We start from the raw sequence: 25,060 nt of genomic DNA, 5'->3' as shown, positions 1-25,060 counted from the left end.
AGCGTCCACCATCCGTTGCTCGATCCCATCGCACGCAACCGGAACGAATTCTCATGCGCCTCGCAGCCCTCGCCGTGATCGGCGCCCTCGTCGCCGCCCCCGCCCTCGCCCAGGATGCCGGCAACGTCGGCCAGCCTTCGCGCGCGGTCCCGCAGGCGGGCCAGACCACCGGCGGCCCCCGCGACGTGGCGCCGGGTGCCGACGGCGCGGCGACCACCGGCAGCACCGTCACCCGCCCGGCCGAAGAGATGGGCATGGCGCCCGGCGCCGACTCGGCCAAGGGTGGCAACGTCGATCAGACCAACAAGATGGCCCCGAACGCCGGCGGAACCGCGGGCGGCCCCGCCCGCTGACGCACCGGTTCGTTCGCGGATCGAGAGGCCGGTTCCCGTGAGGGCGCCGGCCTTTTTCGTATCGAGACCCTCGTGCTCGTGCGAGCCGACCGGGATTTTCGAACGCGCCGGGGAATGCGAAGCGCCATCTTGGCTCGCCCTCAGAGCGATCCGCTTCATGCGCGTCTTGTTTTGGCTTTCACATCCTCACCGTCATCACCCCAGTTTGTTGTGCTGGTGTAGGAATCGCGCGAGTGAGCGTTGGCGGTGACGATGATGCGGCGTGCGACGGCGCGCAGGTCCAGCTTGGCCGGCTTGGTCTGATCGCACAGGGCTCGGTCGGCGGTCGTGAAGGCCGGGTCGTGGCGCGCCGCCACGAGGGCGCTCATGTACAGCGCCGCGCACGCAGAACCGGCTGCCGCCGATCATGGTCGCGGGGCGGAGCGTGGCTGGATTGGCTGACATGCGGGGCCAAGCCCGCTAGGCTGACGATGCTCTTGCGGTCGCGCTGTCTGAGCTCGGCTAGGTCGTAGATCGGCACGGCCGCCACGCGCGCGCCGACGCCCGGGATCGAGCGCAGCAGGCGATGCGCGACCACGCACTCGGCATCGACCTGGATTGCGGGCGTCCAGCTCCGCCTCGATGGCCGCGTAGGCCCCAATCGAGGTCCGCGATGCAGGCGCGATGGCTTGCGATCACGGCCGGTTCGCGCGCCTGCTTCAGGCGGGTGTTTTCGACCCCGCGCATGGCCACCAGCTGCTGGCGCCGGGTGGACAGCGCTTGAGCGCACGGGCGGCGGCGTCGGGCAGCGGGCGGATCGCATCGAGCATGGCCCGAACAAAGCGGGCGATCAGCCCGGCGTCCAGCACTTCAGCCATGGGACCGGTCCGGCATGCAGGCTCGCCGCCAGCCGGGCGGGGCCCAAGCCTGTTCGATCGAGGGCTATCGAGCAGGCGCGGCCGCGCCGGACTGCGATCATGCAGCAGATCGGGGATCCACCGAGCTGCGCCTGCTCCGCTCCTCTACAGCAGCCACCTCAAGATACAGGGATCCAGGACCACTCACGGTACCCACTGAAGCGCAAGCTACGGTTCCAGATTCCAAGCTCTACTGCGCATCCCCGTAATAACAGCGTGGAGCGAAGCCGTGATCGCGCTCCTCCGCTGAAGGGGAGGGAAGAGCCATCCCATCCCCACATAGTTCAAACCGTCAGGTTTCGAACATTCGAATGTAACAAGATGTATCCAGATCGAGGATATCATACAGATTGACAAAGTCATCAGCTTGACCATAAGATGGTATCGAGATCTATGGCGATGAATTCTAGGTGAATGCCGTTTTCAGACTTGATTAAACCGTCCGGCCCTAGCACCCGTAGCGACGGCGACGGACCCTGCGTCCGCGGAGAACCGGTGGCCTGAGGGCCGTTTCCGGTCGTCCGCGGGCGGTGGGGTCGCGAGGCGTCGCCCCGCTTTGCGAGGACGGCCGACGATGCAGGACATCCCCGACGAACGCGGTGCCGACAGGACGATCGTGCGCCCGCCCGAGGTCGTCGTGGTGCGGGCGTCCGAACGGCGGCCGCGCGGCGATGGCCGGCTCGACGCCGAGACCCGGCGGCGGATCGGGCGCAGCCTGCGGGTGCTCTACGCGGGCCTGCTCGCCCAGCCGATCCCCGAGCGGTTCGAGGCGCTCGTCGCGGAGTTGGCGGCTCGGTCGGAAAAGGAGTCGGCGCGATGATCCAGGCCTGTGCCCCCGTCGGAACGCCCGCCGGCGCCGATTCCGAGATGCGCGACCTCCTGCTCGGCGCGATTCCCGCGCTGCGCGCCTTCGCGTTCTCGTTGACCTACGATTTCGACCGCACCGACGACCTCGTGCAGGACACGCTGATGCGCGCCTGGACCAAGGCCGAGAGCTTCCGCCGCGGGACCAACCTGACCGCTTGGCTGTTCACGATCCTGCGCAACCTGTTCTATTCCGAGCAGCGCAAGCGCAAGCGCGAGGTCGAGGATGCCGACGGCAGCCATGCCGGGCGGCTGACGAGCCTGCCCGAGCAGGAGGTCCGCGTGGAGATGCGGGCGTTCCAGAGCGCGTTGAACCTGCTGCCCCTCGCCCAGCGGGAGGCGCTGGTGCTCGTGGGCGCCCAGAGCTTCACCTACGAGGAGGCCGCCGAAATCTGCGGCGTCGCCGTCGGCACGATCAAGAGCCGGGTCAGCCGCGCACGGGGACGGCTGATCGAAACCCTCGGCATGGACGGCGCCGGCGACGTCGGCGCCGACGCCCATACCCGCGCCGCGCTCCAGGCCGGCTGAAAGCATCGTCAGGGTTTCGAGCACCAGGTTGCCAAGTCGTTGCTGAGGTTTATTGTCCTGGGCTGGCTTTTCCGGCGTCATGTGACCGTGACGGCGTGAAATCGGAACGAAACCTTCACGGATCAGCAAGATTTCGCGTCGTAGGTACGCTCCCTAGGAGCTCAGGGATGCGATGGAAGCTCGGCGGTGGAGTCACCGCAATTGCGATGCTCGGCGCGGTCACCGGGTCGGCGACCGATTCAGGGGTGGCGCAGCGCGCCGCCTGGCGCGCGACCTATGCCGCTCCGGCGACGATCCCGTTCCCCGACGAAAACCCCTACAGCCGGGCCAAGGCCGTTCTCGGCCGAAAACTGTTCTTCGACCCGATCCTCTCGGCCGACCGCGACCGCGCCTGCGTGACCTGCCACCTGCCCGACCTCGCCTGGGCGGACGGGCGCCGGCGCGCGCCGACCCGCGCCGATTCCGACACGGACCTGCGCACCCCGACCCTGCTCAACCTCGCCTGGCAGGAGGGCCGGCTCGGCTGGGACGGCAAGTTCCGCGATCTGGAAAGCGTCGCGTTCGTGCCGATCAGCGCCCCCGGCAACATGGGCTTGCCGGTCGAGGACGCCGTGGCCCGCCTCTCGGCGGATGCCGCCTACGTCGCCGCCTTCAAGGAGGCCTATGCCGACCCGGGCGTGACCAAGGCGCGGATCGAGGCGGCGCTCGCCACCTTCCAGCGCCTCATCGTGTCCGGCGCCAGCCCGTTCGACCGTTGGATCGCCGGCGACGAGGCGGCGATCCCGGTCGCGGCCAAGCGCGGCTTCGACCTGTTCAACGGCCGGGCGAACTGCGCCGCCTGCCACGGCGGCTGGGCCTTCACCGACGGCTCCTTCCACGACATCGGCACGGCCGTCGGCGCCGACCTCGGCCGCGGGCGCTTCGTCACGAACTCGCAGGTCCTGCGCTACGCCTTCAAGACCCCGGGCCTGCGCGAGGTCGCGGGCCGCGGCGCCTACATGCACGACGGGTCGATCGCGGCGCTGGAGGCGGTGATCGACCTCTACGACCGGGGCGGCATCGACCGGCCGAGCCGCTCGCCGGAGATCCGCCCGCTCAACCTGAGCGCGGACGAGAAGGCCGACCTGCTGGCTTTCCTGCGCACGCTGAACTCCGAGCCCGGGACCGGACCCGCCCTGGCGGATCTGACCGAGGCCGCACCGCGGCCGTAATACCAGACCTCGATGAGCCCGACTCATCGAGGTCTGGCCCCCGCGACTGCGGGGCGGCGGCAATCCGCCGGACCTCATGGGTTCCTACCCTTGAGACTCGGTATAAGTCTTTCTCGAACCGGGCGTTGACGCAGCGCGTCGTCCACGACGACGCTGAGCATCTTCAAGCGGGATGGATGACGGTTCGCACGACGCCCCGCGCTAAAGCATTTTCAAGCGAGGTGGATGCCGGCTCGCGTGAAGAAAATGCGACCACACAGCAGGTTAGAGCATTTTCTGTGATCCAGAGATCACGGAAAATGCTCTAGCGGAACAGTGGTAGCCCCGAGCCGAGCAGCGCGAGGCCGGCCACCAGCAGCAGGCCGCCGCAGGACTCGAAGGCGTGGGCGCGCAGGCCCGCCCGGGGCGCGAACGCGGCGAGACCGATCCCGGCCCCGAGACTGACCACACTTGTCAAACCGATCATCCGTCGCGTCCTCGCGCTGGGTCCGGCCGGCGACGTGGTCATCCGGCCCGGGCACGATGACCGGCGAACACTGAGCGAAGTCTTGCCGGGGCGGGGGCGCCCGGCGGAATCACGGCCCATGCTGAATGCCGCGTTGCCGGGGCGAGCCGTCTCGACTGAGATCGCGTACAGCCAGTTCTACACGCTTCCCACAGCGTTAACCTTTTCGACATGGATGTTAACAAACCCTTGGCGAAGTCGATCGGCTTAGTCCTAAATGCAGGCGTGGGGACTGTTCTGGCGGGTCGGTGCGAGGCTTCGATGCGGTTTTCCGAGTGGCGCTGTTCTTCTCCGTTTCTTGCCGGCGCCATGGCCCTCCCGGCGATCGTTCTGGCCAGCAGCGAGGCCAGCGCCCACGTGAAGTGGTTCTGCGCCTTCGACGTCGCCGGCCAGCCCCGCGGCCTCGAACAGGTGCTCTGCCTCGATTTCGAATGGCTCGTCGGCCTGTCGATCCTGTGCCTGATGTTCGGCTGCCTCGCCGAGGGCACCCCCCTCGGTACGGCGCTCCTGAACGCGCTCGACCGGGTCACCACGCGGGTGCGGGCCGACACCGGGTTGCTGGTGCGGGCGACGCTGGGCTTCTTCTTCGTCTCGCTCTGGACGATGGGCGGCATCATCCTCACCCCCGAGCTCAAGACCGACGCGGCCTGGATCCCGTGGTTCCAGCTGGCGCTCGCCACCTGCCTGATCTGGCACCGCACCCTGCCGCTGGCCGGCGCCGGCATCGTCGTCCTGTTCGGCTACGCCACCTGGTGCTACGGCGCGTTCCACTTGGCCGACTATCCAGTGTTCCTCGGCGTCGCCGCCTACCTGATCCTCACCGGCCTGAACCGCACCCTCTACGGCATCCGCCCCCTCGACGTGGTCCGCGCCGCCGCCGCCGTGACCCTGATGTGGGCCTCGGTCGAGAAGTGGGCCTACCCGGAATGGACCGCGCCGCTCTTGGCCGCCAAGCCCGAGATGACCTTCGGTGCGTCCCCTGAGCTGTTCATGAAGGCCGCCGGCGTCGTCGAGTTCACCCTGGCCTTCGCCCTGATCTGGACGCCCCTGGTGCGCCGGACCGCGGCGATCATCCTGGCCGCGATCTTCGTCTCCGCGGTGTTCGAGTTCGGCAAGGTCGACGCCATCGGCCATTCCGGGATCATCGTGGTCTTGGTCGCCATCGCCGCCGACGACGCCCGCATCGCCGTCCGCCGGCGCGACGTGGCGCTGGCTCCTGCCTATTACGCGGTGGCGCTCACGGGCTTCCTCACGCTCTACTACGTCGGCCACGCCGCGATGTACGGCGCACTGTTCTCGGCGCCCGTCATCTGATTGGATCGACGCGACGGATGTGGCGAACGGCCCCCGCGAGGGGGCCGTTTTCGTTTAAAGCGAAGCGCTCGGGACGAAGGCGCGGAGGATCACGGTGCGGTGGGGGAGGGCGGCCGGTGCGCTGGCCTTGGGCGGGCTCGCGCTCGTCGGCGGCGTGCTGGTGGCGCGGGGACCCGAGCCCGGCGGCATCGAGGATCTGTGGCTGCTGTTCGGGGCGCCCGATCGCGGCGCGGTCGATTTCGCGACCCTGACGCGCCGCCCGGGCGATGCGCTCGCCTGCCCGCCCGGGCAGTGTCGCGCCGCCTCCGACCGGGTGCCGCCGGTGCTGCCGGTCCCGGGCGATCGCCTGCGCACCATCGTCGCCCAGGTGGCGGCCGAGGAGCCGCGCACCGAGCTGGCCTTCCAGGCCCGCTGGGCCGAGGAGGATCGCTACGTCGTCCGCTCCGAATGGCTGCGGCTACCGGATACGGTCGCCGTCGCGATCGTCGGGGCCGGCGAGGGCCGCTCCACGCTCGTCCTCTACGCCTGCCCGCAATTCGGGGTGCTCGACGCCGCCGGCAACCGGGCGCGCCTCGAACGCTGGCTCGACCGGATCGAAGGTCTGGCGCGGACCGAGGTCGCACGCTGACGGGGGCGTCTCAGCGCGCGGTGAGCAGCGGCCCGAACACGTCGATCACCCCGTTGATGGTGATCTGCGTGCCGACGCAGAGCAGCAGGAACGCGAACAGCCGGCCGAGCACCCGCGCGCCGATCGGCCCGAGCAGGCTCACCACCCGGTCGGCCGAGGCGTAGATCAGCGCCACCGTCGCGGCGACGCCGAGCGCGGCCAGCGACACGCCGACGTAGAAGCCGAGCCGGTCGGCCATCAGCGCCGGGCGGTTCGAGCCGAGGGTGATCGCCACCGCGATGGTGCCCGGCCCCGTGGTGAAGGGCAAGGTGAGCGGAAAGAACGCGATCTCGGACAGCGGGTCGACGGATTTCTGGCCGTCCGCCGGCGTCGGCTCGACCGTCTTGACGGACGCCGCCTTCGCAGTCTGCGCCGTCGCCTCTTGGTTCGCGGCCTGGGCGGCCGCCCCTTGGTTCGCGGCCTGGGCGGTCGCCCCTTGGCCCGTCGTCGAGGAGACCTCGGCCTGCTTGCGCGCCTCGCGCGCCTCCGGCCGGTTGAGGAGCCCCCAGGCGGAGGCGCCGACGACGAGGCCGCCGGCGATCCGCAGCGCGCCGAGCGACACGCCGAAGAAGTTGAGGATCGGCGCGCCGGCCCAGAGCGCCGCCAGCATGATCAGCAGCGCGTACCCGCCGATCCGGCCGGCGAGCCAGACCCGGTCGTCGTGGCTGTGCCCCGCCGTCACCTGCGCGAAGATCAGCGCCCCGCCGAGCGGGTTCACGATCGAGAACAGGCTCGAAAGCGCGAGCAGGAACTGCTGGATGGCCGCTTCGACGCTCATGCTTCGTCGCTCATGGCATGTGCCTTCCGCTCACGGCATGTGCCTTCCGCTCGCGGCATGCGCCTCTCGGATTTCCGCAGCCGGCACGATGCCTGAACCCGGTGGACGGAACGCGAGCGTCCCGTTCGTCATTCCGCATCCCCCGCCGGGAGGCGCCTGTCTACGGCGAACCCGTGCCTCCGCGCGACATCGCGGCGGAAAACCCCTCACCCCGGCGCGGGCGCCGGCACGAGCACCCGGGCGGGGGCGAGGCGGCGGGCGCGGTGGACCTGCTGCACGGCGATCGGGCGGTAGAGCTGCTTGGTGGCATGCACCACGTGGAGGCCGGCGAAGGGCAGCGAGAGGCCGGTCCCGACGCGCTCCCAGGCGCCGGCGGTCCGCAGCATCACCCGCGAGCGCAGGGGCGGCATGTACAGCGTTTCGGCCCAGCCCTCCGGCGAGAACAGCGTGTCGCGCATCAGCCGGCCGAGCTGCGAGCGGCTGTAGGGTTGGCCGTGGCCGAACGGCGTCGCGTCGCGCCGCGCCCAGACCCCGCGGCGGTTGGGCACCACCAGGATCATCCGGCCGCCCGGCGTCAGGGTGCGCCAGACCTCCTTGAGGAGTTCCGTCGGGCTCTCCACCGCCTCCAACGCGTGCACTAGGATCACCCGATCGATCGCCGCGTCCGGCAGCGGCATCATGGTCGGGTCGGCCAGCGCCGAGCAGGAGCGGCCGGCGCCGGGCCAGTTCACCACCCCCTGCGTCGCCGGCATGAAGGCCAGCGTCCGCTCGGCGATGCAGTGCACCGGCCCGAGATAGGGCACCGCGTAGCCGAGCCCGAGCACGCGCAGGCCCGAGACCGAGCCGAGGAAGCCGTGGAGCGTGCGGGCGACGATCCGGTGCGTCGTGGCGCCCAGCGGCGTGGCGTAGAAGGCCCGCAGGTCGGTGACGTCGAGGCGCATGGGCGTGAGGCGGGGCGGCGTTCGTATGGGCCGGCGGCCGGCGATGCGGATTCAATGGGGCCGTGCCATCGCCGCGGCAAGGCGCGACGGGCGACTTGCGGCCTCGCGCGGCGGGGAACCCCCCGGTTTCGGCACCCGTTCACCGCGGAAGGCGCCCGGTAGGGGGCGCCAGCCCGGAGACGCCTTCATGGCGACAGTGCCCGAGATCCGCACCTTCCTGTGCCGCAGCGACAACGTCGGCGTGCTGATGCGCGACCCCGCCACCGGCGCCTGCGCGGCGATCGACGTGCCGGAGGCCGCACCCGTCCTGGCGATGCTGAAGGAGACCGGCTGGCATCTCACCGACATCCTCGTCACCCATCGCCACGGCGATCACATCGAGGGCATCCCCGAAGTCAAGCGCGCCACCGGCGCCCGCGTGACGGCGCCCGCGAAGGCCGGCGCGGCGATCCCCGACGTGGACGTCACGGTGTCCGAGGGCGACACCGTCCGGGTCGGCGACCTCTCGGCCGAGGTCTGGGAGACGCCGGGGCACTGCGCCGACCACGTCACCTACTGGTTCGCCGATTCGGGAATCGTGTTCTCGGGCGACACCCTGTTCACCCTCGGCTGCGGCCGCGTGATGGAAAGCCCGCCCGAGATCCTGTGGCGCTCGCTGAAGCGGTTCCTGCCGCTGCCCGACGCGACGCGCGTGTTCAGCGGGCACGACTACGTGCTGTCCAATGCCCGCTTCGCAGCCGCAGCAGAGCCCGGCAACGCCGACCTGCTGCAACGTATGCGGGAAGCCGAAAAGCTCAAGTCGACCGGCGGCTTCCTGGTTCCCTCCACGATGGCAGAGGAGCGGGCGACCAACCCGTTCCTGCGCTGCAACCTGCCGGCACTCAAGTCGGCGGTCGGCTTCGGTGAAGACGTTGACCCCGAAACAGTTTTTGTTGCACTGCGAGATTGGAAGAACCGCTTCTGACGCACAGGTTTACAAGGAAATTTTGTTGCGTTCTCAAAGAGAAGTGAACATACGACGTTCGACAGGCGCTCAACCGTCTTGATCGATAGGCTCCTCAAGGGAGGCTCGACGTCAACGGAAGCGTGTTCCCGCTTCTTTCGGTCAGATGGGGGTCCGTCTCGCCTTACCACCTTTCGTCCTCACGCCTTCCGCTTCCCTTCCTCCAGCCGGATTCAACGCCGCGCTCCGAAGAGCAGTCCGCCGTCGAGCCGGCCGCCAAGGCGCCGCCCGCGGCGAACCGACCTCCGGCCGATCCGGACAACCCGGCCCGCACCCCGGCGGCCGCCCGCTCCCGGGTGGCCCCCATCTCCGCCGACGTGCGGTTGCTCGGGATCGCCACCGAACACCTGGCTCGGCTCGGGCCCAAGCGCGTCACCGTCGTCGCGGTCGCGGCCGAAGCCGGCATGACCCACGCCAACGTCTACCGCTACTTCCCCTCGAAGGACGCCCTGCTCGACGCCGTCGCCGGCCGCTGGCTTCGCGACATCGAGACCCGGCTGGCCGGCATCGCCGACGCGCCGGACCCGGCCGACGACAAGATCGAGCGCCTGCTCACCGCGCTCGCCGCCCTGCAGCGCGACGCGCTCCAGGACGAACCGAACCTGTTCGCGGTCCACCTCGACGCCACCGTCGCCGCCCGGCCGATCGCACGCCGCCATCGGGTGCGCCTGCGCAGCCTGGTCGAGCGGGTGATCGAGGAGGGCATGGCCACCGGCACCTTCTCGGCCCGCGACCGCGAACGCGCCATCGCCTTCATCTTCGACGCGAGCTACCGCTTCACCCATCCGCTGGCGATTCAGCACGACGCCGAGGTGCCGCGCGACCTCGTCGACGCCCGCTTCGGTGCGGTCATCCACGCGATCCAAAGGGTGCTGCGCGCTGGCATCCTCTGAGCGGAATGACAGGTTTTCGAATCTGTCATAGCGCATCGCCGGCGGCATCGTTCCGCTCGCAAAGCCCTCGGAAAGCTTGGCTTTTCGAGGGCTTTTCGTTTTGCGCCGCGTCTCCCTCCTGGCCCGAACCCTGCTAGGCCCGACTCCATCGGGTTGATGGAGCGGTGCTTTTCGGCCACACAGCCGCGCAGGAAAAACCGCCGCATCGGGCGCCGCTTCGAGTCGGATTTCGAACGTCGCGCCGCCCGCAGGCCGCGCCTCACCTTTCACGCATAGCTGGAGACGTCTCGGACATGGCACGCAGCAAGATCGCGCTCATCGGCGCCGGCCAGATCGGCGGAACGCTGGCGCACCTCGCCGGTCTGAAGGACCTCGGCGACGTCGTGCTGTTCGACATCGTCGACGGCGTGCCGCAGGGCAAGGCGCTCGACATCGCCGAATCGGCGCCCGTCGACGGCTTCGACGCCAAGTATTCCGGCGCGAGCGACTATTCGGCGATCAAGGGCGCCGACGTGGTGATCGTCACCGCCGGCGTGCCGCGCAAGCCCGGCATGAGCCGCGACGACCTGATCGGGATCAACCTGAAGGTCATGGAGGCCGTCGGCACCGGCATCAAGGAGAACGCGCCCGACGCGTTCGTGATCTGCATCACCAACCCGCTCGACGCCATGGTCTGGGCGCTGCAGAAGTTCTCCGGGCTCCCGACGAACAAGGTTGTCGGCATGGCCGGCGTGCTCGACTCGGCCCGCTTCCGCCACTTCCTGGCCGAAGAGTTCAAGGTCTCGGTCGAGGACGTCACCGCCTTCGTGCTCGGCGGCCACGGCGACGACATGGTGCCGCTCACCCGCTACTCGACGGTGGCCGGCGTGCCGCTGACCGACCTGGTCAAGCTCGGCTGGACCACCCAGGAGAAGCTCGACGCCATGGTCGAGCGTACCCGCAAGGGCGGCGGCGAGATCGTCAACCTGCTCAAGACCGGCTCGGCCTTCTATGCGCCGGCGGCCTCCGCCATCGCGATGGCGGAGAGCTATCTCAAGGACAAGAAGCGGGTGCTGCCCTGCGCCGCCTACCTCGACGGCCAGTACGGCATCTCCGGCATGTATGTCGGCGTCCCCGTCGTGATCGGCGAGAACGGCGTCGAGCGCGTGCTGGAGGTAACCTTCGACGCGGCCGAGAAGGCGATGTTCGACAAGTCGGTCGGCGCGGTGAACACGCTGATCGAGGCCTGCAAGACGGTGAATCCCGCGCTCGCCTGAGCCACGACGTTTGTCGTCCCGGGGCCGCGAAGCGGAGCCCGGGATCCAGAACCACAGGTGGTGCTCCAGTTTGCCGCGACAGCGGCTCTGGATTCCGGGCTCGCCTCCGGCGCCCCGGAATGACGGAGAGGGTCCTTCGATGAACATCCACGAATACCAAGCCAAGGCGGTGCTGAAGGAGTTCGGGCTGCCCGTCTCCAAGGGCGTCGCGATCTTCAAGCCCGAGGAGGCCGAGGCCGCCGCCAAGGAGCTCGGCGGCCCGGTCTGGGTGGTGAAGAGCCAGATCCACGCGGGCGGCCGCGGCAAGGGCACCTTCAAGGGGGCGCCGGCCGGCGCCAAGGGCGGCGTGCGCGTCACCAAGTCGATCGACGAGGTGAAGCAGTTCGCCGGCGAGATGCTCGGCCAGACGCTGGTGACGATCCAGACCGGCGAGGCCGGCAAGCAGGTCAACCGGCTCTACATCGAGGAAGGCGCGCAGATCGCGGCCGAGTTCTACCTGTCGATGCTGGTCGACCGCGAGACCGGCCAGGTCGCGTTCGTCGTCTCGACGGAAGGCGGCATGGACATCGAGACGGTGGCCCACGACACCCCTGAGAAGATCGTCACCTTCTCGGTTGATCCGGCCACCGGCATCATGCCCCACCACGGCCGCGCGGTCGCCAAGGCGCTCGGCCTCACGGGTCCCCAGGCCAAGGAAGCCGCCGACCTCACGAACAAGCTCTACGCGGCCTTCACGGCCAAGGACATGAGCATGCTCGAGATCAACCCGCTGGTCCTCACCGGCGACGGCCACCTCAAGTGCCTCGACGCCAAGATCTCGTTCGATTCGAACGCGCTCTACCGTCACCCCGATATCGTCGCGCTGCGCGACGAGACCGAGGAGGACGCCAAGGAGATCGAGGCCTCGAAATACGACCTCGCCTACATCGCGCTCGACGGCACGATCGGCTGCATGGTCAACGGCGCCGGCCTCGCCATGGCGACGCTGGACATCATCAAGCTCTACGGCGAGGAGCCGGCCAACTTCCTCGACGTCGGCGGCGGCGCGACCGAGGAGAAGGTCACCGCGGCCTTCAAGATCATCACCGCCGACCCGCAGGTGAAGGGCATCCTGGTCAACATCTTCGGCGGCATCATGAAGTGCGACGTCATCGCCCGCGGCGTGATCGCGGCGGTGAAGGCGGTGGGCCTGGAGGTGCCGCTCGTCGTGCGCCTCGAGGGCACCAACGTCGAGGAAGGCAAGGCGATCATCAGCGGCTCCGGCCTCAACGTGATCCCGGCGGACGACCTCGACGACGCCGCGCAGAAGATCGTCGCCGCCGTGAAGAAGGGCTGAAGCACCATGTCCATCCTCATCGACGCGAACACCAAGGTCATCTGCCAGGGCTTCACCGGCAAGAACGGGACCTTCCACTCCGAGCAGGCGATGGCCTACGGAACCAAGATGGTCGGCGGTACCTCGCCGGGCAAAGGCGGGTCCAAGCACCTCGGCCTGCCGGTCTTCGACACGGTCGGCGAGGCCCGCGAGGCCACCGGCGCGACCGCGTCCGTGGTCTACGTGCCGCCGCCGGGCGCGGCCGACGCGATCTGCGAGGCGATCTCGGCGGAGATGCCGCTGATCGTCTGCATCACCGAGGGCATTCCGGTGCTCGACATGGTGCGGGTCAAGCGCGCGTTGGAAGGCTCGAAGTCGCGCCTGATCGGGCCGAACTGCCCCGGCGTCGTCACGGCGGGCGAATCGAAGATCGGCATCATGCCGGCCAACATCTTCAAGCCGGGCTCGGTCGGCATCGTCTCGCGCTCGGGCACGCTAACCTACGAGGCGGTATTCCAGACCTCGACCGCGGGCCTCGGCCAGACCACGGCGGTCGGCATCGGCGGCGACCCGGTGAAGGGCACCGAGTTCATCTCCATGCTGGAACTGTTCCTCGCCGACGAGAAGACCAAGTCGATCGTGATGATCGGCGAGATCGGCGGTTCGGCCGAGGAGGAGGCGGCGCAGTTCCTGGCCGACGAGGCCAAGCGCGGCCGCAAGAAGCCGATGGTCGGCTTCATCGCCGGCCGCACCGCGCCTCCGGGCCGCCGCATGGGCCATGCCGGCGCGATCATCTCCGGCGGCAAGGGCGGCGCCGAGGACAAGATCGCGGCGATGGAGGCCGCGGGCATCCGCGTCTCGCCCTCGCCCGCGCGCCTCGGCTCGACGCTCGTCGAGGTCCTCAAGGGCTGAAACCCAGTGACAGCCGCGCGCGTATGACCCCGCGCGCGGCTGTGTTGCAGCGCACGCAAGCCCGTGACGCCATATGATGGACGACGAGGCGCCGCTTCGCGCGCCTGCAAGGAATCGCAGCGCGGCCCGAGTCTCCCCGAGCGGAGGCGCCTCCCGCGCGATGACGCGGCTCTCGCGCGCCGGCGGAGAGCCCGCAAGGACAGGATGACCCGCCGATGGCACGCCAGGACGTGAACGAAGCGCTGCTGGAGACCTCGTTCCTCTATGGCGGCAACGCCGCCTACATCGAGGAACTGCAGGCGGCCTACGCCCGCAACCCGTCCTCGGTCGACCCCGAGTGGCAGACCTTCTTCAAGGGCCTGGGCGAGGACGAGACCCTGGTCGAGAAGAACGCCGCCGGCGCCTCGTGGACCAAGCCGAACTGGCCGGTTCCGGCCAACGGCGAGATCGTCTCGGCCCTCGACGGCAACTGGGCGACCCTGGAGAAGGCGGTCGGCGAGAAGATCCTCGCCAAGGGCGCGGAGAAGGCCGAGCAGAGGCCCGGCAAGCCCGCCGACGGCCTCGCGGTCACCACCCGGACCGGCGTGTCGGTGGAACAGGCGACCAAGGATTCGGTCCGCGCGATCATGCTGATCCGCTCGTACCGCATGCGCGGCCACCTGCACGCCAAGCTCGATCCGCTCGGCCTCGCGCCCCGCGGCGACCACGAGGAGCTGCATCCGCAGCATTACGGCTTCCTCGAATCCGATTGGGACCGGCCGATCTTCCTCGACAACGTGCTCGGGCTGGAATTCGGCACGATTTGCGAGATCGTCGCGATCCTGGAGCGGACCTACTGCCAGACGCTCGGCGTCGAGTTCATGCACATCTCCGATCCCGAGGAGAAGGCATGGCTGCAGGAGCGCATCGAGGGCAAGGACAAGGAGATCTCGTTCACGCCGGAAGGCCGCCGCGCGATCCTCAACAAGCTGATCGAGGCCGAGGGCTTCGAGAAGTTCCTCGACCTCAAGTACACCGGCACCAAGCGCTTCGGCCTCGACGGCTCTGAGGCGATGATCCCGGCCCTCGAGCAGATCATCAAGCGCGGCGGCGCGCTCGGCGTGCGCGAGATCGTACTCGGCATGGCCCACCGCGGCCGCCTCAACGTGCTCACCAACGTGATGGCGAAGCCCTTCCGGGCGGTGTTCAACGAGTTCAAGGGCGGCTCGGCCTCGCCGGCCGAGGTCGAGGGTTCGGGCGACGTGAAGTACCATCTCGGTGCCTCGTCCGACCGCGCCTTCGACGGCAACAACGTCCACCTGTCGCTCACCGCCAACCCGTCGCACCTCGAGATCGTCGATCCCGTCGTGCTCGGCAAGGTCCGCGCGAAGCAGGACCAGCGCGCCAAGCCCAACGTGGTGCGCGCCAGCGTGATGCCGCTGCTGATCCACGGCGACGCGGCCTTCGCCGGCCAGGGCGTGGTCGCGGAGTGCCTCGGGCTCTCGGGCCTGAAGGGCCACCGCACCGGCGGTTCGATCCACTTCATCATCAACAACCAGATCGGCTTCACCACCGATCCGCGCTTTTCGCGTTCGTCGCCCTACCCGTCCGACGTGGCGAAGATGGTCGAGGCGCCGATCTTCCATTGTAACGGCGACGACCCCGAGGCCGTGACCTTCGCCACCAAGGTCGCCGTCGAGTACCGCCAGAAGTTCGGCAAGCCGGTCGTGATCGACATGCTGTGCTACCGCCGCTTCGGCCACAACGAGGGCGACGAGCCGGCCTTCACCCAGCCGAAGATGTACCAGCGCATCCGCAAGCACACCTCGGTGCTGGAGAGCTACGCCCGCAAGCTGATCGAGAACGGCACCCTGAGCCAGGAGGCCTACGACGCCCGCAAGGCCGAGTTCCGGGCGATCCTCGACGCCGAACTCGAGGTCGCCGGCACCTACAAGGCCAACAAGGCCGACTGGCTCGACGGGCGCTGGTCCGGCTTCAAGGCCGTGCACGAGGACGTGGACGACCCGCGCCGCGGCCGCACCGGCGTGCCGGCCGAGACCCTGCGCGAGATCGCGGGCAAGATCACCCAGGCGCCCCCCGGCTTCCACCTGCACCGGACGATCCAGCGCTTCATGGACAACCGCGCCAAGGCGGTGGAGACCGGCGTCGGCATCGACTGGGCGACGGCGGAAGCGCTGGCCTTCGGCGCGACCATGCTCGACGGCAACCGCGTCCGGCTCTCGGGCCAGGACGTCGAGCGCGGCACCTTCTCGCAGCGCCACGCCGTGGTGATCGACCAGGAGAACGAGCAGCGCTTCACGCCGCTGAACGCGATCCGCGAGGGCCAGGCGCCGCTGGAGGTCATCAACTCGATGCTCTCCGAGGAGGCGGTGCTCGGCTTCGAGTACGGCTACTCGGCGGCCGAACCGAACGCCCTCGTGTTGTGGGAGGCGCAGTTCGGCGACTTCGCCAACGGTGCGCAGGTGGTCATCGACCAGTTCATCGCGTCCGGCGAGCGTAAGTGGCTGCGCATGTCCGGCCTCGTGATGCTGCTGCCGCACGGCTACGAGGGCCAGGGCCCGGAGCACTCGTCCGCGCGCCTGGAGCGCTACCTGCAGTCCTGCGCCGAGGACAACATGCAGGTCGCCAACTGCACCACGCCGGCGAACTACTTCCACATCCTGCGGCGCCAGCTGAAGCGCGACTTCCGCAAGCCGCTGGTGCTGATGACCCCGAAGTCGCTGCTGCGCCACAAGCGGGCGGTGTCGAGCCTCGACATGCTGGCGGAGGGCTCGACCTTCCACCGCATCCTCTGGGACGACGCCGAGCACGAGGAGGGCGGCGTCAAGCTGGTGCGCGACGACAAGGTCCGCCGCGTCGTGCTGTGCTCGGGCAAGGTCTACTACGACCTGTTCGAGGAGCGCGAGAAGCGCGGCGTCAACGACGTCTACCTGCTGCGCGTCGAGCAGCTCTACCCGTTCCCGCTCAAGGCGCTGGCGAACGAGATGGGCCGCTTCCGCAACGCCGAGGTGGTGTGGTGCCAGGAGGAGCCCAAGAATATGGGCGCCTGGGCCTTCGTCGAGCCCTACCTCGAATGGGTGCTCGGCCAGGCCGGCTCCGCGGTGAAGCGCGCCCGCTACGTCGGCCGCCCGGCCTCCGCCTCGACCGCCGTCGGGCAGATGTCGAAGCACCAGGCGCAGCTCCAGGCCTTCCTCAACGAGGCCCTCGCGGTCTGACCTTTCGACGACGCGGCGGCTCCTGATGGGCCGCCGCACCCTATCCCGGCCGTCCGGTACGGCCCAACCGATCCGGCGTGAGAAACATGGCAACCGACATCCTCGTCCCGACGCTCGGCGAATCCGTCAGCGAGGCCACCATCGGCCGCTGGTTCAAGAAGCCGGGCGACACGGTCGCGGCCGACGAGCCCCTGGTCGAGCTCGAGACCGACAAGGTGACCCTCGAGGTCAACGCCCCGGCCGCCGGCGAGCTCGGCGAGATCCTGGTCAAGGACGGCGAGACGGTGGAGCCGGGCGCGCTCCTCGGCTCGATCGTCGAGGCGAGCGGCGGGGCCGCCAAGCCCGCGCCGAAGAAGGACACCGAGGCAGCGAAGGCGTCCGCCCCCGACGCGAAGGCGGTCGAGGCGGCGCCGGCCAAGGAGTCGGCCGCCGGCTACGGCAACCACGGCGACGCGGCGCCCCCGGCCGCCCGCTCGGCCGACGACAACGGTCCGGCGGTGGGCAAGCTGTCCCGCGAATCCGGCATCGATCCGGCGAGCGTGAACGGCAGCGGCAAGGACGGCCGCGTCACCAAGGGCGACATGCTCGGCGCGATCGCGAAGGGCGACCAGTCATCGAAGGGCCCCGCGCAGGCGGCCCCCGCCCCGGCCAAGGAGGCGCGCCCGACGCCGCCGCGCCCGGCCTCGAAGCCGGACGACGCCGCCCGCGAGGAGCGCGTGCGGATGACGAAGCTCCGTCAGACCATCGCCCGCCGTCTCAAGGACGCGCAGGACACCGCCGCGATGCTGACCACGTTCAACGACGTGGACATGTCGGCCGTGATGGCGATGCGGAGCCAGTACAAGGACATCTTCGAGAAGAAGCACGGCACGAAGCTCGGCTTCATGGGCTTCTTCACCAAGGCGGTGATCGGCGCGCTCAAGGACGTGCCGGCGGTCAACGCCGAGATCGACGGGCCGGACCTCGTCTACAAGAACTACTACCACATCGGCATCGCCGTCGGGACCGACAAGGGCCTCGTGGTGCCGGTGGTGCGCAACGCCGACGACCTGTCGATCGCCGGCATCGAGAAGACGATCTCGGGCTTCGGCAAGAAGGCCCGCGACGGCAAGCTCTCCATCGACGAGATGCAGGGCGGCACCTTCACCATCACCAACGGCGGCATCTACGGCTCGCTGATGTCGACCCCGATCCTCAACGCGCCGCAATCGGGCATCCTCGGGATGCACCGCATCGAGGAGCGCCCGGTGGTCCGCAACGGCAAGATCGAGGCGCGGCCGATGATGTACCTCGCCCTCTCCTACGACCACCGCATCGTCGACGGGAAGGAGGCGGTGACCTTCCTGGTGCGGGTGAAGGAGGCGCTGGAGGATCCGGCGCGGCTCGTCCTGGACCTGTGAACGGAGGCGTAGGCTTCTGGACGCGGCCGGATGCAAACTTGGATCCTCGTTTCGAAGATCGTCCGGAACGTCGGCCTTGCGCTTGCGGCCTTCGGTGGCGTGATCCTCGCGTGGTGGACGCTTACACCGGAGCGGGCGCAGGCCAGTTCCGCGGCGACGCAAGCGGAACTGGCCCGACGCACTCACGTGACGGAGCTGTTCAACCGCGCCGCCGGACAGCTCGGCGACGAGCGCCTTGAGGTGCGCCTCGCCGCGATCTACGTCTTACGTGAGATAGGAAGAGACTTTTCCGACCTAGCCAATCCAGTGTTCGAACTGCTGCAAGCGATTTTGCGGGAACGGCAGGCGGATTATCGGGACTTGGATCCACCGGTCGACGTTCAAGCCATCATGGCGACCCTGCGCATGAGGATTGCGGACGATGACAAGCCTGTCGCCTAGAGATCGTCCCATACGCAATCTGCGCGGTGCTTTCATCCGGCAGACCGATCTCAGCAACGCCGACCTTCGCGATGCTGAGCTTTCCGGCGCGGATGCCAGCAACGCGCGTTTTACCCGATCGAATTTTGAAGGTGCCCGCTTGGTCGGGACGATCCTACGCGGCGCGGACCTCACCGGTGCGAAGAACCTCACGGTCGAGCAACTGGCCAGTGCCGTGATCGATGCACGCACCGTGCTGCCGGACTACATCGACTGCAGTCGGCTGCGCGATGCGGTCGAGTCCCCCGCAGATATCGCCTCGTGACGGATCTCGCGAAAAAGGTCGTGGTCGTCACCGGCGGCGGTCGCGGCATCGGCCGTGCTGTGTCGCTGCTCGCGGCGAAGCGCGGCTACCGCGTCTGCCTGAGCTACGTCTCCGACGCGGAGGCCGCCGCGACGGCGGTCGCGGCGATCGAAGCCGAGGGCGGGCAGGCCGTCGCGGTGCGCTGCGACGTGGCGGAGGAGGCTGAAATCGTCGCCCTGTTCGAGGCCGCCGACCGTCTCGGGACCGTTACGGCGCTGGTCAACAACGCGGGCGTGGTCGATCTGCCCGCACCCGTGTCCGAGATGAGTGCAGCCCGCCTCCATCGCATGATGGCGACCAACGTCGTCGGCTCGTTCCTCTGCGCCCGCGAGGCGGTGCGGCGGATGTCGACGAAGGTTGGAGGACGCGGCGGTGCCATCGTCAACGTCTCGTCGATCGCGGCGCGGCTGGGCGGAGCCGGACAGTTCGTGGACTACGCCGCCTCGAAGGGGGCGATCGACAGCTTCACGATCGGGCTGGCCCGCGAGGTGGCGGATGCGGGCATCCGGGTGAACGCGGTGGCACCCGGCATCATCGACACCGAGATCCATGCCAGCGGCGGCACGCCCGACAAGGCCGCCGCGATGGGGCCGGGCGTGCCGATGAAGCGCGCCGGCACCGCCGACGAAGTCGCCGCCCCGGTGCTCTGGCTGCTCTCCGACGAGGCGGCCTACACCACCGGCGCCATCCTCGACGTCTCGGGCGGCCGGTGACGCCGACGAACGAATGAATCCAGCAGCGACCCGCCCCGGCGGTCGCCGCACGCGAATGCAGGAACGAACAGACCCATGAGCACCTACGATCTCGTCGTCATCGGCACCGGCCCCGGCGGCTATGTCTGCGCCATCCGCGCCGCGCAGCTCGGCCTGCGCACCGCCGTCGTCGAGAAGCGCGCGACCCATGGCGGCACCTGCCTCAACGTCGGCTGCATCCCGTCGAAGGCGCTGCTGCACGCCTCCGAGGCCTTCGAGGAGGCGACGAAGCATTTCCCCGACCTCGGCATCGACGTCGGCACGGTCAAGCTCGACCTGGCCAAGATGCAGGGCTTCAAGGCCGAGGGCGTCGCCGGCAACACCAAGGGCGTCGAGTTCCTCCTGAAGAAGAACAAGGTCGAGACCTTCCACGGCACCGCCAAGATCGCCGGCGCAGGCCGCGTCGAGGTCACGTCCGAGGACGGCGGCAACCAGATGCTGGAGACCAAGAACATCGTCATCGCCACCGGCTCGGACGTGACGCGCCTGCCCGGCGTCGAGATCGACGAGACGATCGTGGTCTCCTCCACCGGCGCGCTCGAACTCGCGGCCGTGCCGAAGCGGCTCCTGGTGATCGGCGCCGGCGTGATCGGGCTCGAGCTCGGCTCGGTCTGGCGTCGGCTCGGCGCCGAGGTCACCGTGGTCGAGTACCTCGACCGCGTGCTGCCGGGGATGGACGGCGAGGTCGGCAAGCAGTTCCAGCGGATCATGGCCAAGCAGGGCATCGCCTTCAAGCTCTCGACCAAGGTCACCGGCGTCGCGGTGGCTGACGGCGCCGCCACGGTCACCGTCGAGCCGGCGGCGGGCGGAGCGGCCGAGACGATCCAGGCCGACGTGGTGCTCGTGGCCATCGGCCGCGTGCCCTACACCGAGGGGCTCGGCCTCGACGGGGTCGGCGTCCGCCTCGACAACAAGGGCCGGATCGAGACCGACAGCCACTACGCCACCAACGTCACCGGCATCTACGCCATCGGCGACGTGATCGCCGGGCCGATGCTCGCCCACAAGGCCGAGGACGAGGGCGTCGCGGTGGCCGAGATCCTGGCGGGCCAGTCGGGCCACGTGAACTACGCGGTGATCCCGAATGTGGTCTACACCTACCCGGAGGTCGCCTCGGTGGGGAAGACCGAGGAGGAGCTGAAGAAGGACGGGATCGCCTACAACAGCGGCAAGTTCCCGTTCACGGCCAACGGCCGGGCCAAGGCCAACGGCACCACCGAGGGCTTCGTGAAGGTGCTGGCGGATGCCGCGAGCGACCGGGTGCTCGGCGTCCACATCGTCGGCGCCGACGCCGGCAACCTCATCGCCGAGGTGGCGGTGGCGATGGAGTTCGGGGCCTCGGCCGAGGACATCGCCCGCACCTGCCACGCCCACCCGACCCTGACGGAAGCGGTGAAGGAAGCCGCGCTCGCGGTCGGCAAGCGCGCGATCCACGTCTGAGGATCGCGCAGCCGCGCCTCCTGTTTGTCCCTGCCCTCCGCTCAGGCCGAGCGGCGGTGCGGGGCGAGGGCGGCGATGCGCAACAGAGCGGTCGGGGCCGGCGGAGCGGTGATCGCGTTCAGCAGGTACGGCCGCCGCAGGCCGAACGCGTGATGGAGCGCGAGGTCGATGTCGCGGGCGTGGAACGGCATCCGCAGCACGAAGGCGGCGCCGAAGTAGCGCGCCGCCTGGGCGATCGGCTCGGGATCGCCGGTGGTGAGCACGGTGAGATGGGTCGAAAGGCCCAGCGGCTGCACTTGGCAAGCGAGCTCGAGGCCGTCGATGCCGCCGAGCTTCACGTCGACGAAGGCGAGGGGGTAGGCGTCGCTCTTGAGGAGCTTGAACGCGTGGCGGCCGCAATCCGTCTCGTCGATCTCCAGGGCGAAGCCGCTGCGCCCGAGCACCCGTCCGATCGCCGCACGCGCCGCATCCGACGAGGAGGCGAGAAGGATGCGCGTCGACTGCCGGCGCCGGGCGTCGGCGTGCAGCAGGCTCTCGATGTGGTCGGTGTCGAGGGGCACCTTCAGCACCTCGTAGGCGCCGAGCGACACCGCGAGTTCCTGCCACTGTGCGAAGACGCGGGCGGCGATCAGCACGAGGCAGGGCAGGGCCGCGCCGCGCTTGCGCGCCACCGCCACCGCCTCCGGGCCGCTCAAGCCTTCGAGCTGAAGGCCAACGAAGGCCAGGGCCGGCTTGTGAGCGAGGGCGAGCTCGATCAGCGTTTCGCCCGAGTCCGTCTCGACGACCGTGGCTCCGGGATTGAAGCGCGCCACCACAGCCGCGAGTTCGGCCCGGCGACGGGCGTCGCGGTCGGCGATGAGCACGGCGCCGGCCTGCAGCGCCCGCGTCGCCTCTCCTATTCCGGCGTGTCCGTCCGCCATGGTTCTCGCCTGTCCCGTCACGATCGCACAAGCGTAGAGTGTAATCCTCTCGGCAAGCTTAATTGTCCGAGGAATAGGCAGCTGGTCTTTCGACCGCACTAAAAGGCGTTTGTAACTTAAATCAAGTCTTGCGCGGTCCTCCGTGGCGGGTGTCGGCCTGCGCGCGGGTGGGTCGCGTCGAAGGCGCTCATCAGCCTGGCCGCGTCGACCTTGGTGTAGAGCTGCGTCGTCGAGAGCGAGGCATGGCCGAGCAACTCTTGGATCGCCCGAAGCTCGCCCTGGCGCGCCAGGAGATGGGTCGCGAAGGAATGTCGCAGGGCGTGCGGCGTCGCGCTGTCGGGGAGCCCGAGGCCGCCGCGCGCCCGGGCGACGACGTACTGGATGATCCGCGGCGAGAGCGGACCGCCCCGGGCTCCGACGAAGAGCGGGCCGTCGCCCGGCAGCGGGTGCGGGCAGGCGGCGAGGTAGGCCGCCACCGCCTCGGCCACCACCGGCAGCACCGGCACCATCCGTTGCTTCGCCCCCTTGCCGAGCACCGTCACCGCATCGATGCCGGGCACCGGCGCATCCCGGCGCGTCAGCCCGAGCGCCTCCGAGATGCGCAGGCCCGCACCGTAGAGCAGCGCCAGCACCGCCGCGTCGCGCATCAGGATCCAGGGCTCGCGATCCTCGTCGGCCCGCAGGGATGCCTCGGTCAGCGCGCGGGCGGCGGCCACCGGCAGCGGCCGCGGCAGGCGTCGTTCGACCTTGGGCGAGCGTACGGCGCCGAGCGCCGCCACGGTGCCGTGGCCCTCGCGCTCCAGGTACTTGGCGAAGGAGCGCAGGCCCGCCAGCGCCCGCATCAGCGAGCACCCGCCGACGTCGTCGGCCCGGCGCGCGGCCATGAAGGCGCGGACGTCGCGCGGCTTCAGCGCGACGATCGCGGCGATGGTCGGCGTGCCGGCGCGGGCGTCGAGGTGGTGCAGGAACTGGCGCAGGTCGCGCTCGTAGGCCTCGACCGTGTTGTCGGACATCCGCCGCTCGGCCGCGAGGCTGCGGCTCCAGGCGTGGGCGGCGTCGCGCAGGGCGGCGTCGCCCGGCATCGCGAAGAGGGCGGCGTCCGTCGCGGCTGAGGTGGGCATCCGGTCTTCCTCGCGACACGCGCCCGCTTCGAACGCAGCTCGCCACTGGACGCGGCCGCGGTTGCGGGGCGGTTAACGGCCGTTCCCGGTCTCCTTCAGTCCGGTCTCTTTGATTCTCATGGCCTTGATCCGCGAGGCCAGGGTCGTCGGGCGCAGGCCCAACAGTTCGGCGGCGCCGCCCGGGCCGAACACCTTGCCGCCGGTCAGCGCCAGGGCGGCGGCGATCTCGGCGCGGTCGCGGGCCCGGCGGTCGGCCTCCGTCGGCGGCCGGTCGGCGGGGAGGGTGGGTGCCGCCGCGTCGGCCCGGCGCGGCGGCTCGGTCTCCGGCAGGTCGAAGCGCAGGCGGCCGCGCACCGCCAGGATGGCCGCGCGCTCGATCACGTTCTCCAGCTCGCGCACGTTGCCGGGCCAGGCGTAGCGGGCGAGGCGGCGGGCGTCGCCCTCGGTCAGGCGCGGCTCGGGGATGTTGAGGCGGCGGGCGGCGCCCTTGAGGAAGTGCTGGGCGATCGACGCGATGTCCTCCGGCCGCTCGCGCAGCGGGCTCGCGGCTAGGGGAAAGACGTTGAGGCGGAAGTACAGGTCCTCGCGGAACCGCCCCCGGCGCACCTCCTCGCGCAGGTCGCGGTTGGTGGCGGCGACGAGGCGGACGTCGACGGCGCGGGTGCGCGCCTCGCCGACGCGCTCGAACGAGCGCTCCTGCAGCACCCGAAGCAGCTTGCCCTGGAGGTCGAGGGGGATCTCGCCGACCTCGTCGAGGAACAGCGTGCCGCCGTCGGCGAGCTCGAAGCGCCCGACGCGGTCCCGGAGGGCGCCGGTGAAGGCGCCTCGGGCATGGCCGAAGAACTCGCTCTCGAACAGCTCGCGCGGCACGGCGGCGCAGTTCACGCGGATCATCGGCCGGTCGCGTCGGCGGCTGGCTTCGTGGATCGCCCGCGCGATCAACTCCTTGCCGGTGCCGGATTCCCCGGTGACGAGCACGGTGGCGTCGGTGCCGGCCACGAGGTCGACCTGCCGCAGCGTCGCCGCGATGGCCGGCGAGCGGCCGATGATGCCCTGGTGGTGCCGCTCCTGCCGGATCTCCTCCTTGAGGTAGGCGTTCTCCAGCTCCAGCCGCTCGCGCAGGGAGTCGACCTCGGCCAGCGCGCTGCGCAGCCGCTCCTCGGCCTCGCGCCGCTGGCTGATGTCGCGGAACACGATGACGGCGCCGAGCAGCCGCCCGCGGTCCCGGATCGGCGTCGAAGTGTACGAGACCGGGAACGCGGTGCTGTCGCGCCGCCAGAACACCTCGTCCTCGACCTGGTGCACCGCGCCGTCGCGGAAGGCCGCGTAGATCGGGCAGTCGCGGTGCGGGTAGGGCGTGCCGCCGGGATGGGTGTGGTGCACGGTGGCGTGCATGTCCTTGCCGACGAGGTCGGCGGCGCGCCAGCCGAGCATGCGCTCGGCCGCCGGGTTGACGAAGGTGGTCGCCCCGTCGGCGTTGACGCCGTAGATGCCCTCGCCCGCGGCGCGCAGGATCAGCTGGTTCTCGCGCTCGATGTCGCGGAAGATTCGCTCGACCCGCTGCCATTCGGCGACGCCGGCCCGCATGTGGTCGTCGGCCTGCCCGTCGACGACCCGGCGCCCGCGGGCCTCGAGGTCGGACAGGGTCACGAGCAGCCGCGGGGGGTCGCCGGCGAGCGGGCTCCCGGCATATTCCAGGCGTAGGCTGCGCCCGTCCGCGTGGCGCGGTTCCAGCGCCTGCGACCACCCTTGCCCGTTGGCGAAGGCGGCTTCCGTGAACACGATCAGCGCCGTCCGCTGGCCGGGATGCAACGCGCTCGCCGCGATCGCGCGGAGCGCCGCCCGGTCGTAGCCGAGCAGCCGGGCTGCAGCGGGGTTGGCGTCGACGATCCGGTCGGCCTCCGGCTCGATCACCAGCATCGCCTCGCGGTGCTGCTCGAAGACGGGTCCGAGATGGTCGGTCGCATCACCCAAGGCGGTCACCGCACCCGC

General features: G+C 69.8%; 25 protein-coding genes. 17 read left to right on the top strand and 8 right to left on the bottom strand.

From position 1 onward, the window contains the following. Nucleotides 1–53 precede the first annotated feature (53 nt). Nucleotides 54–353, top strand: a complete 300-nt coding sequence (locus tag FV234_RS06045) for a hypothetical protein (RefSeq protein WP_147828383.1) — start codon at nt 54–56, stop codon at nt 351–353. Nucleotides 354–508: 155 nt separating this feature from the next. On the opposite strand, the gene FV234_RS06040 is transcribed toward FV234_RS06045, so the two are convergent. Then, the gene (locus FV234_RS06040) at nt 509–721 is read right to left on the bottom strand and encodes a hypothetical protein (RefSeq protein WP_147828382.1); all 213 of its coding nucleotides are present in this window, start codon (nt 719–721) and stop codon (nt 509–511) included. A 330-nt stretch (nt 722–1,051) separates the two neighbouring features. Then, nucleotides 1,052–1,210 (bottom strand): hypothetical protein, encoded by a 159-nt coding sequence (locus FV234_RS26090; RefSeq protein WP_187273594.1) that lies wholly within the window; start codon nt 1,208–1,210, stop codon nt 1,052–1,054. A 613-nt stretch (nt 1,211–1,823) separates the two neighbouring features. On the opposite strand from FV234_RS26090, the gene FV234_RS06030 reads away from it, so the two are divergent. The 3 genes from FV234_RS06030 (at nt 1,824) to FV234_RS06020 (ending at nt 3,852) form a co-directional block, all read left to right on the top strand. Next, on the top strand, nt 1,824–2,069 hold the full coding sequence (locus FV234_RS06030) for a NepR family anti-sigma factor (RefSeq protein ID WP_187273593.1): 246 nt from the start codon (nt 1,824–1,826) through the stop codon (nt 2,067–2,069). Then, nucleotides 2,066–2,641 (top strand): sigma-70 family RNA polymerase sigma factor, encoded by a 576-nt coding sequence (locus FV234_RS06025; RefSeq protein ID WP_147753917.1) that lies wholly within the window; start codon nt 2,066–2,068, stop codon nt 2,639–2,641. Before FV234_RS06030 ends, FV234_RS06025 begins: the two co-directional genes overlap by 4 nt. Nucleotides 2,642–2,808: 167 nt before the next feature. Beyond that, nucleotides 2,809–3,852, top strand: a complete 1,044-nt coding sequence (locus tag FV234_RS06020) for a cytochrome c peroxidase (protein ID WP_147763820.1) — start codon at nt 2,809–2,811, stop codon at nt 3,850–3,852. A 304-nt stretch (nt 3,853–4,156) separates the two neighbouring features. Here FV234_RS06020 and FV234_RS26085 read toward each other — a convergent pair whose 3' ends face one another. Then, nucleotides 4,157–4,318 (bottom strand): hypothetical protein, encoded by a 162-nt coding sequence (locus FV234_RS26085; RefSeq protein ID WP_187273592.1) that lies wholly within the window; start codon nt 4,316–4,318, stop codon nt 4,157–4,159. A 348-nt stretch (nt 4,319–4,666) separates the two neighbouring features. Between FV234_RS26085 and FV234_RS06015 the strand changes: the two genes are divergently transcribed. Further along, entirely contained in the window at nt 4,667–5,671 is a 1,005-nt protein-coding gene (locus tag FV234_RS06015) for a hypothetical protein (protein WP_147828381.1), read from the top strand. Nucleotides 5,672–5,765: 94 nt separating this feature from the next. Further along, nucleotides 5,766–6,299: a hypothetical protein gene (locus FV234_RS06010; protein WP_147828380.1), complete on the top strand. Its 534-nt coding sequence runs from the start codon at nt 5,766–5,768 to the stop codon at nt 6,297–6,299. A 10-nt stretch (nt 6,300–6,309) separates the two neighbouring features. On the opposite strand, the gene FV234_RS06005 is transcribed toward FV234_RS06010, so the two are convergent. Together FV234_RS06005 and FV234_RS06000 are read right to left on the bottom strand one after the other, a co-directional pair. Further along, a complete protein-coding gene (locus tag FV234_RS06005) occupies nt 6,310–7,116 on the bottom strand; it encodes a MarC family protein (protein ID WP_147828379.1) in 807 nt (268 codons plus the stop codon). A gap of 206 nt (nt 7,117–7,322) precedes the next feature. Further along, on the bottom strand, nt 7,323–8,057 hold the full coding sequence (locus tag FV234_RS06000; RefSeq protein ID WP_147751586.1) for a class I SAM-dependent methyltransferase: 735 nt from the start codon (nt 8,055–8,057) through the stop codon (nt 7,323–7,325). Nucleotides 8,058–8,253: 196 nt separating this feature from the next. Between FV234_RS06000 and gloB the strand changes: the two genes are divergently transcribed. The 11 genes from gloB (at nt 8,254) to lpdA (ending at nt 21,027) form a co-directional block, all read left to right on the top strand. Continuing rightward, nucleotides 8,254–9,021 carry a hydroxyacylglutathione hydrolase gene (gene gloB / locus FV234_RS05995; protein ID WP_187273599.1) on the top strand — a complete coding sequence of 256 codons (768 nt, stop codon included), beginning with the start codon at nt 8,254–8,256 and terminating at the stop codon, nt 9,019–9,021. 335 nt (nt 9,022–9,356) lie between these two features. Then, nucleotides 9,357–9,953 (top strand): TetR family transcriptional regulator, encoded by a 597-nt coding sequence (locus FV234_RS05990; RefSeq protein ID WP_238271022.1) that lies wholly within the window; start codon nt 9,357–9,359, stop codon nt 9,951–9,953. A 293-nt stretch (nt 9,954–10,246) separates the two neighbouring features. Continuing rightward, entirely contained in the window at nt 10,247–11,209 is a 963-nt protein-coding gene (mdh, locus tag FV234_RS05985; RefSeq protein WP_147828377.1) for a malate dehydrogenase, read from the top strand. A 139-nt stretch (nt 11,210–11,348) separates the two neighbouring features. Further along, a complete protein-coding gene (sucC, locus tag FV234_RS05980; RefSeq protein WP_147763815.1) occupies nt 11,349–12,545 on the top strand; it encodes an ADP-forming succinate--CoA ligase subunit beta in 1,197 nt (398 codons plus the stop codon). Between the two features lie 6 nt (nt 12,546–12,551). Next, entirely contained in the window at nt 12,552–13,436 is an 885-nt protein-coding gene (gene sucD / locus FV234_RS05975) for a succinate--CoA ligase subunit alpha (RefSeq protein ID WP_147751582.1), read from the top strand. A 215-nt stretch (nt 13,437–13,651) separates the two neighbouring features. Then, entirely contained in the window at nt 13,652–16,651 is a 3,000-nt protein-coding gene (locus tag FV234_RS05970; RefSeq protein WP_147828376.1) for a 2-oxoglutarate dehydrogenase E1 component, read from the top strand. Between the two features lie 86 nt (nt 16,652–16,737). Beyond that, nucleotides 16,738–18,051, top strand: coding sequence for a 2-oxoglutarate dehydrogenase complex dihydrolipoyllysine-residue succinyltransferase (odhB, locus tag FV234_RS05965; protein WP_147828375.1), 1,314 nt, complete (start codon nt 16,738–16,740; stop codon nt 18,049–18,051). A gap of 30 nt (nt 18,052–18,081) precedes the next feature. Beyond that, on the top strand, nt 18,082–18,492 hold the full coding sequence (locus tag FV234_RS26600; RefSeq protein WP_238271020.1) for a hypothetical protein: 411 nt from the start codon (nt 18,082–18,084) through the stop codon (nt 18,490–18,492). Further along, nucleotides 18,473–18,796, top strand: a complete 324-nt coding sequence (locus tag FV234_RS05955; RefSeq protein WP_147828374.1) for a pentapeptide repeat-containing protein — start codon at nt 18,473–18,475, stop codon at nt 18,794–18,796. The genes FV234_RS26600 and FV234_RS05955 overlap by 20 nt, the downstream gene beginning before the upstream one ends. Next, the gene (locus FV234_RS05950) at nt 18,793–19,548 is read left to right on the top strand and encodes an SDR family oxidoreductase (protein WP_147828373.1); all 756 of its coding nucleotides are present in this window, start codon (nt 18,793–18,795) and stop codon (nt 19,546–19,548) included. Before FV234_RS05955 ends, FV234_RS05950 begins: the two co-directional genes overlap by 4 nt. Before the next feature lie 75 nt (nt 19,549–19,623). After that, on the top strand, nt 19,624–21,027 hold the full coding sequence (gene lpdA / locus FV234_RS05945) for a dihydrolipoyl dehydrogenase (RefSeq protein WP_147828372.1): 1,404 nt from the start codon (nt 19,624–19,626) through the stop codon (nt 21,025–21,027). 41 nt (nt 21,028–21,068) lie between these two features. Here lpdA and FV234_RS05940 read toward each other — a convergent pair whose 3' ends face one another. From FV234_RS05940 to FV234_RS05930, 3 genes are all read right to left on the bottom strand, one after another. Beyond that, the gene (locus FV234_RS05940; RefSeq protein ID WP_147751576.1) at nt 21,069–21,947 is read right to left on the bottom strand and encodes a response regulator; all 879 of its coding nucleotides are present in this window, start codon (nt 21,945–21,947) and stop codon (nt 21,069–21,071) included. A gap of 116 nt (nt 21,948–22,063) precedes the next feature. Next, complete coding sequence (locus FV234_RS05935; RefSeq protein WP_147828371.1) at nt 22,064–23,068, bottom strand: tyrosine recombinase XerC; 1,005 nt, start codon at nt 23,066–23,068, stop codon at nt 22,064–22,066. Nucleotides 23,069–23,140: 72 nt separating this feature from the next. Beyond that, nucleotides 23,141–25,042, bottom strand: coding sequence for a sigma 54-interacting transcriptional regulator (locus FV234_RS05930; protein ID WP_281407947.1), 1,902 nt, complete (start codon nt 25,040–25,042; stop codon nt 23,141–23,143). Between the last annotated feature and the right edge of the window lie 18 nt (nt 25,043–25,060).

The organism is Methylobacterium sp. WL8, from assembly GCF_008040045.1.
GTDB lineage: Bacteria > Pseudomonadota > Alphaproteobacteria > Rhizobiales > Beijerinckiaceae > Methylobacterium > Methylobacterium cerastii.
This window is presented reverse-complemented; position numbering and strand designations above follow the sequence as displayed.

Coding starts and splice junctions, on each gene's coding strand:
- FV234_RS06045 (WP_147828383.1), top strand. CDS start 54: ATGCGCCTCGCAGCCCTCGCCGTGATCGGCGCCCTCGTCGCCGCCCCC.
- FV234_RS06040 (WP_147828382.1), bottom strand. CDS start 721: ATGAGCGCCCTCGTGGCGGCGCGCCACGACCCGGCCTTCACGACCGCC.
- FV234_RS26090 (WP_187273594.1), bottom strand. CDS start 1,210: ATGGCTGAAGTGCTGGACGCCGGGCTGATCGCCCGCTTTGTTCGGGCC.
- FV234_RS06030 (WP_187273593.1), top strand. CDS start 1,824: ATGCAGGACATCCCCGACGAACGCGGTGCCGACAGGACGATCGTGCGC.
- FV234_RS06025 (WP_147753917.1), top strand. CDS start 2,066: ATGATCCAGGCCTGTGCCCCCGTCGGAACGCCCGCCGGCGCCGATTCC.
- FV234_RS06020 (WP_147763820.1), top strand. CDS start 2,809: ATGCGATGGAAGCTCGGCGGTGGAGTCACCGCAATTGCGATGCTCGGC.
- FV234_RS26085 (WP_187273592.1), bottom strand. CDS start 4,318: ATGATCGGTTTGACAAGTGTGGTCAGTCTCGGGGCCGGGATCGGTCTC.
- FV234_RS06015 (WP_147828381.1), top strand. CDS start 4,667: ATGGCCCTCCCGGCGATCGTTCTGGCCAGCAGCGAGGCCAGCGCCCAC.
- FV234_RS06005 (WP_147828379.1), bottom strand. CDS start 7,116: ATGAGCGTCGAAGCGGCCATCCAGCAGTTCCTGCTCGCGCTTTCGAGC.
- FV234_RS06000 (WP_147751586.1), bottom strand. CDS start 8,057: ATGCGCCTCGACGTCACCGACCTGCGGGCCTTCTACGCCACGCCGCTG.
- mdh (WP_147828377.1), top strand. CDS start 10,247: ATGGCACGCAGCAAGATCGCGCTCATCGGCGCCGGCCAGATCGGCGGA.
- sucC (WP_147763815.1), top strand. CDS start 11,349: ATGAACATCCACGAATACCAAGCCAAGGCGGTGCTGAAGGAGTTCGGG.
- sucD (WP_147751582.1), top strand. CDS start 12,552: ATGTCCATCCTCATCGACGCGAACACCAAGGTCATCTGCCAGGGCTTC.
- FV234_RS05970 (WP_147828376.1), top strand. CDS start 13,652: ATGGCACGCCAGGACGTGAACGAAGCGCTGCTGGAGACCTCGTTCCTC.
- odhB (WP_147828375.1), top strand. CDS start 16,738: ATGGCAACCGACATCCTCGTCCCGACGCTCGGCGAATCCGTCAGCGAG.
- FV234_RS26600 (WP_238271020.1), top strand. CDS start 18,082: ATGCAAACTTGGATCCTCGTTTCGAAGATCGTCCGGAACGTCGGCCTT.
- FV234_RS05955 (WP_147828374.1), top strand. CDS start 18,473: ATGACAAGCCTGTCGCCTAGAGATCGTCCCATACGCAATCTGCGCGGT.
- lpdA (WP_147828372.1), top strand. CDS start 19,624: ATGAGCACCTACGATCTCGTCGTCATCGGCACCGGCCCCGGCGGCTAT.
- FV234_RS05940 (WP_147751576.1), bottom strand. CDS start 21,947: ATGGCGGACGGACACGCCGGAATAGGAGAGGCGACGCGGGCGCTGCAG.
- FV234_RS05935 (WP_147828371.1), bottom strand. CDS start 23,068: ATGCCCACCTCAGCCGCGACGGACGCCGCCCTCTTCGCGATGCCGGGC.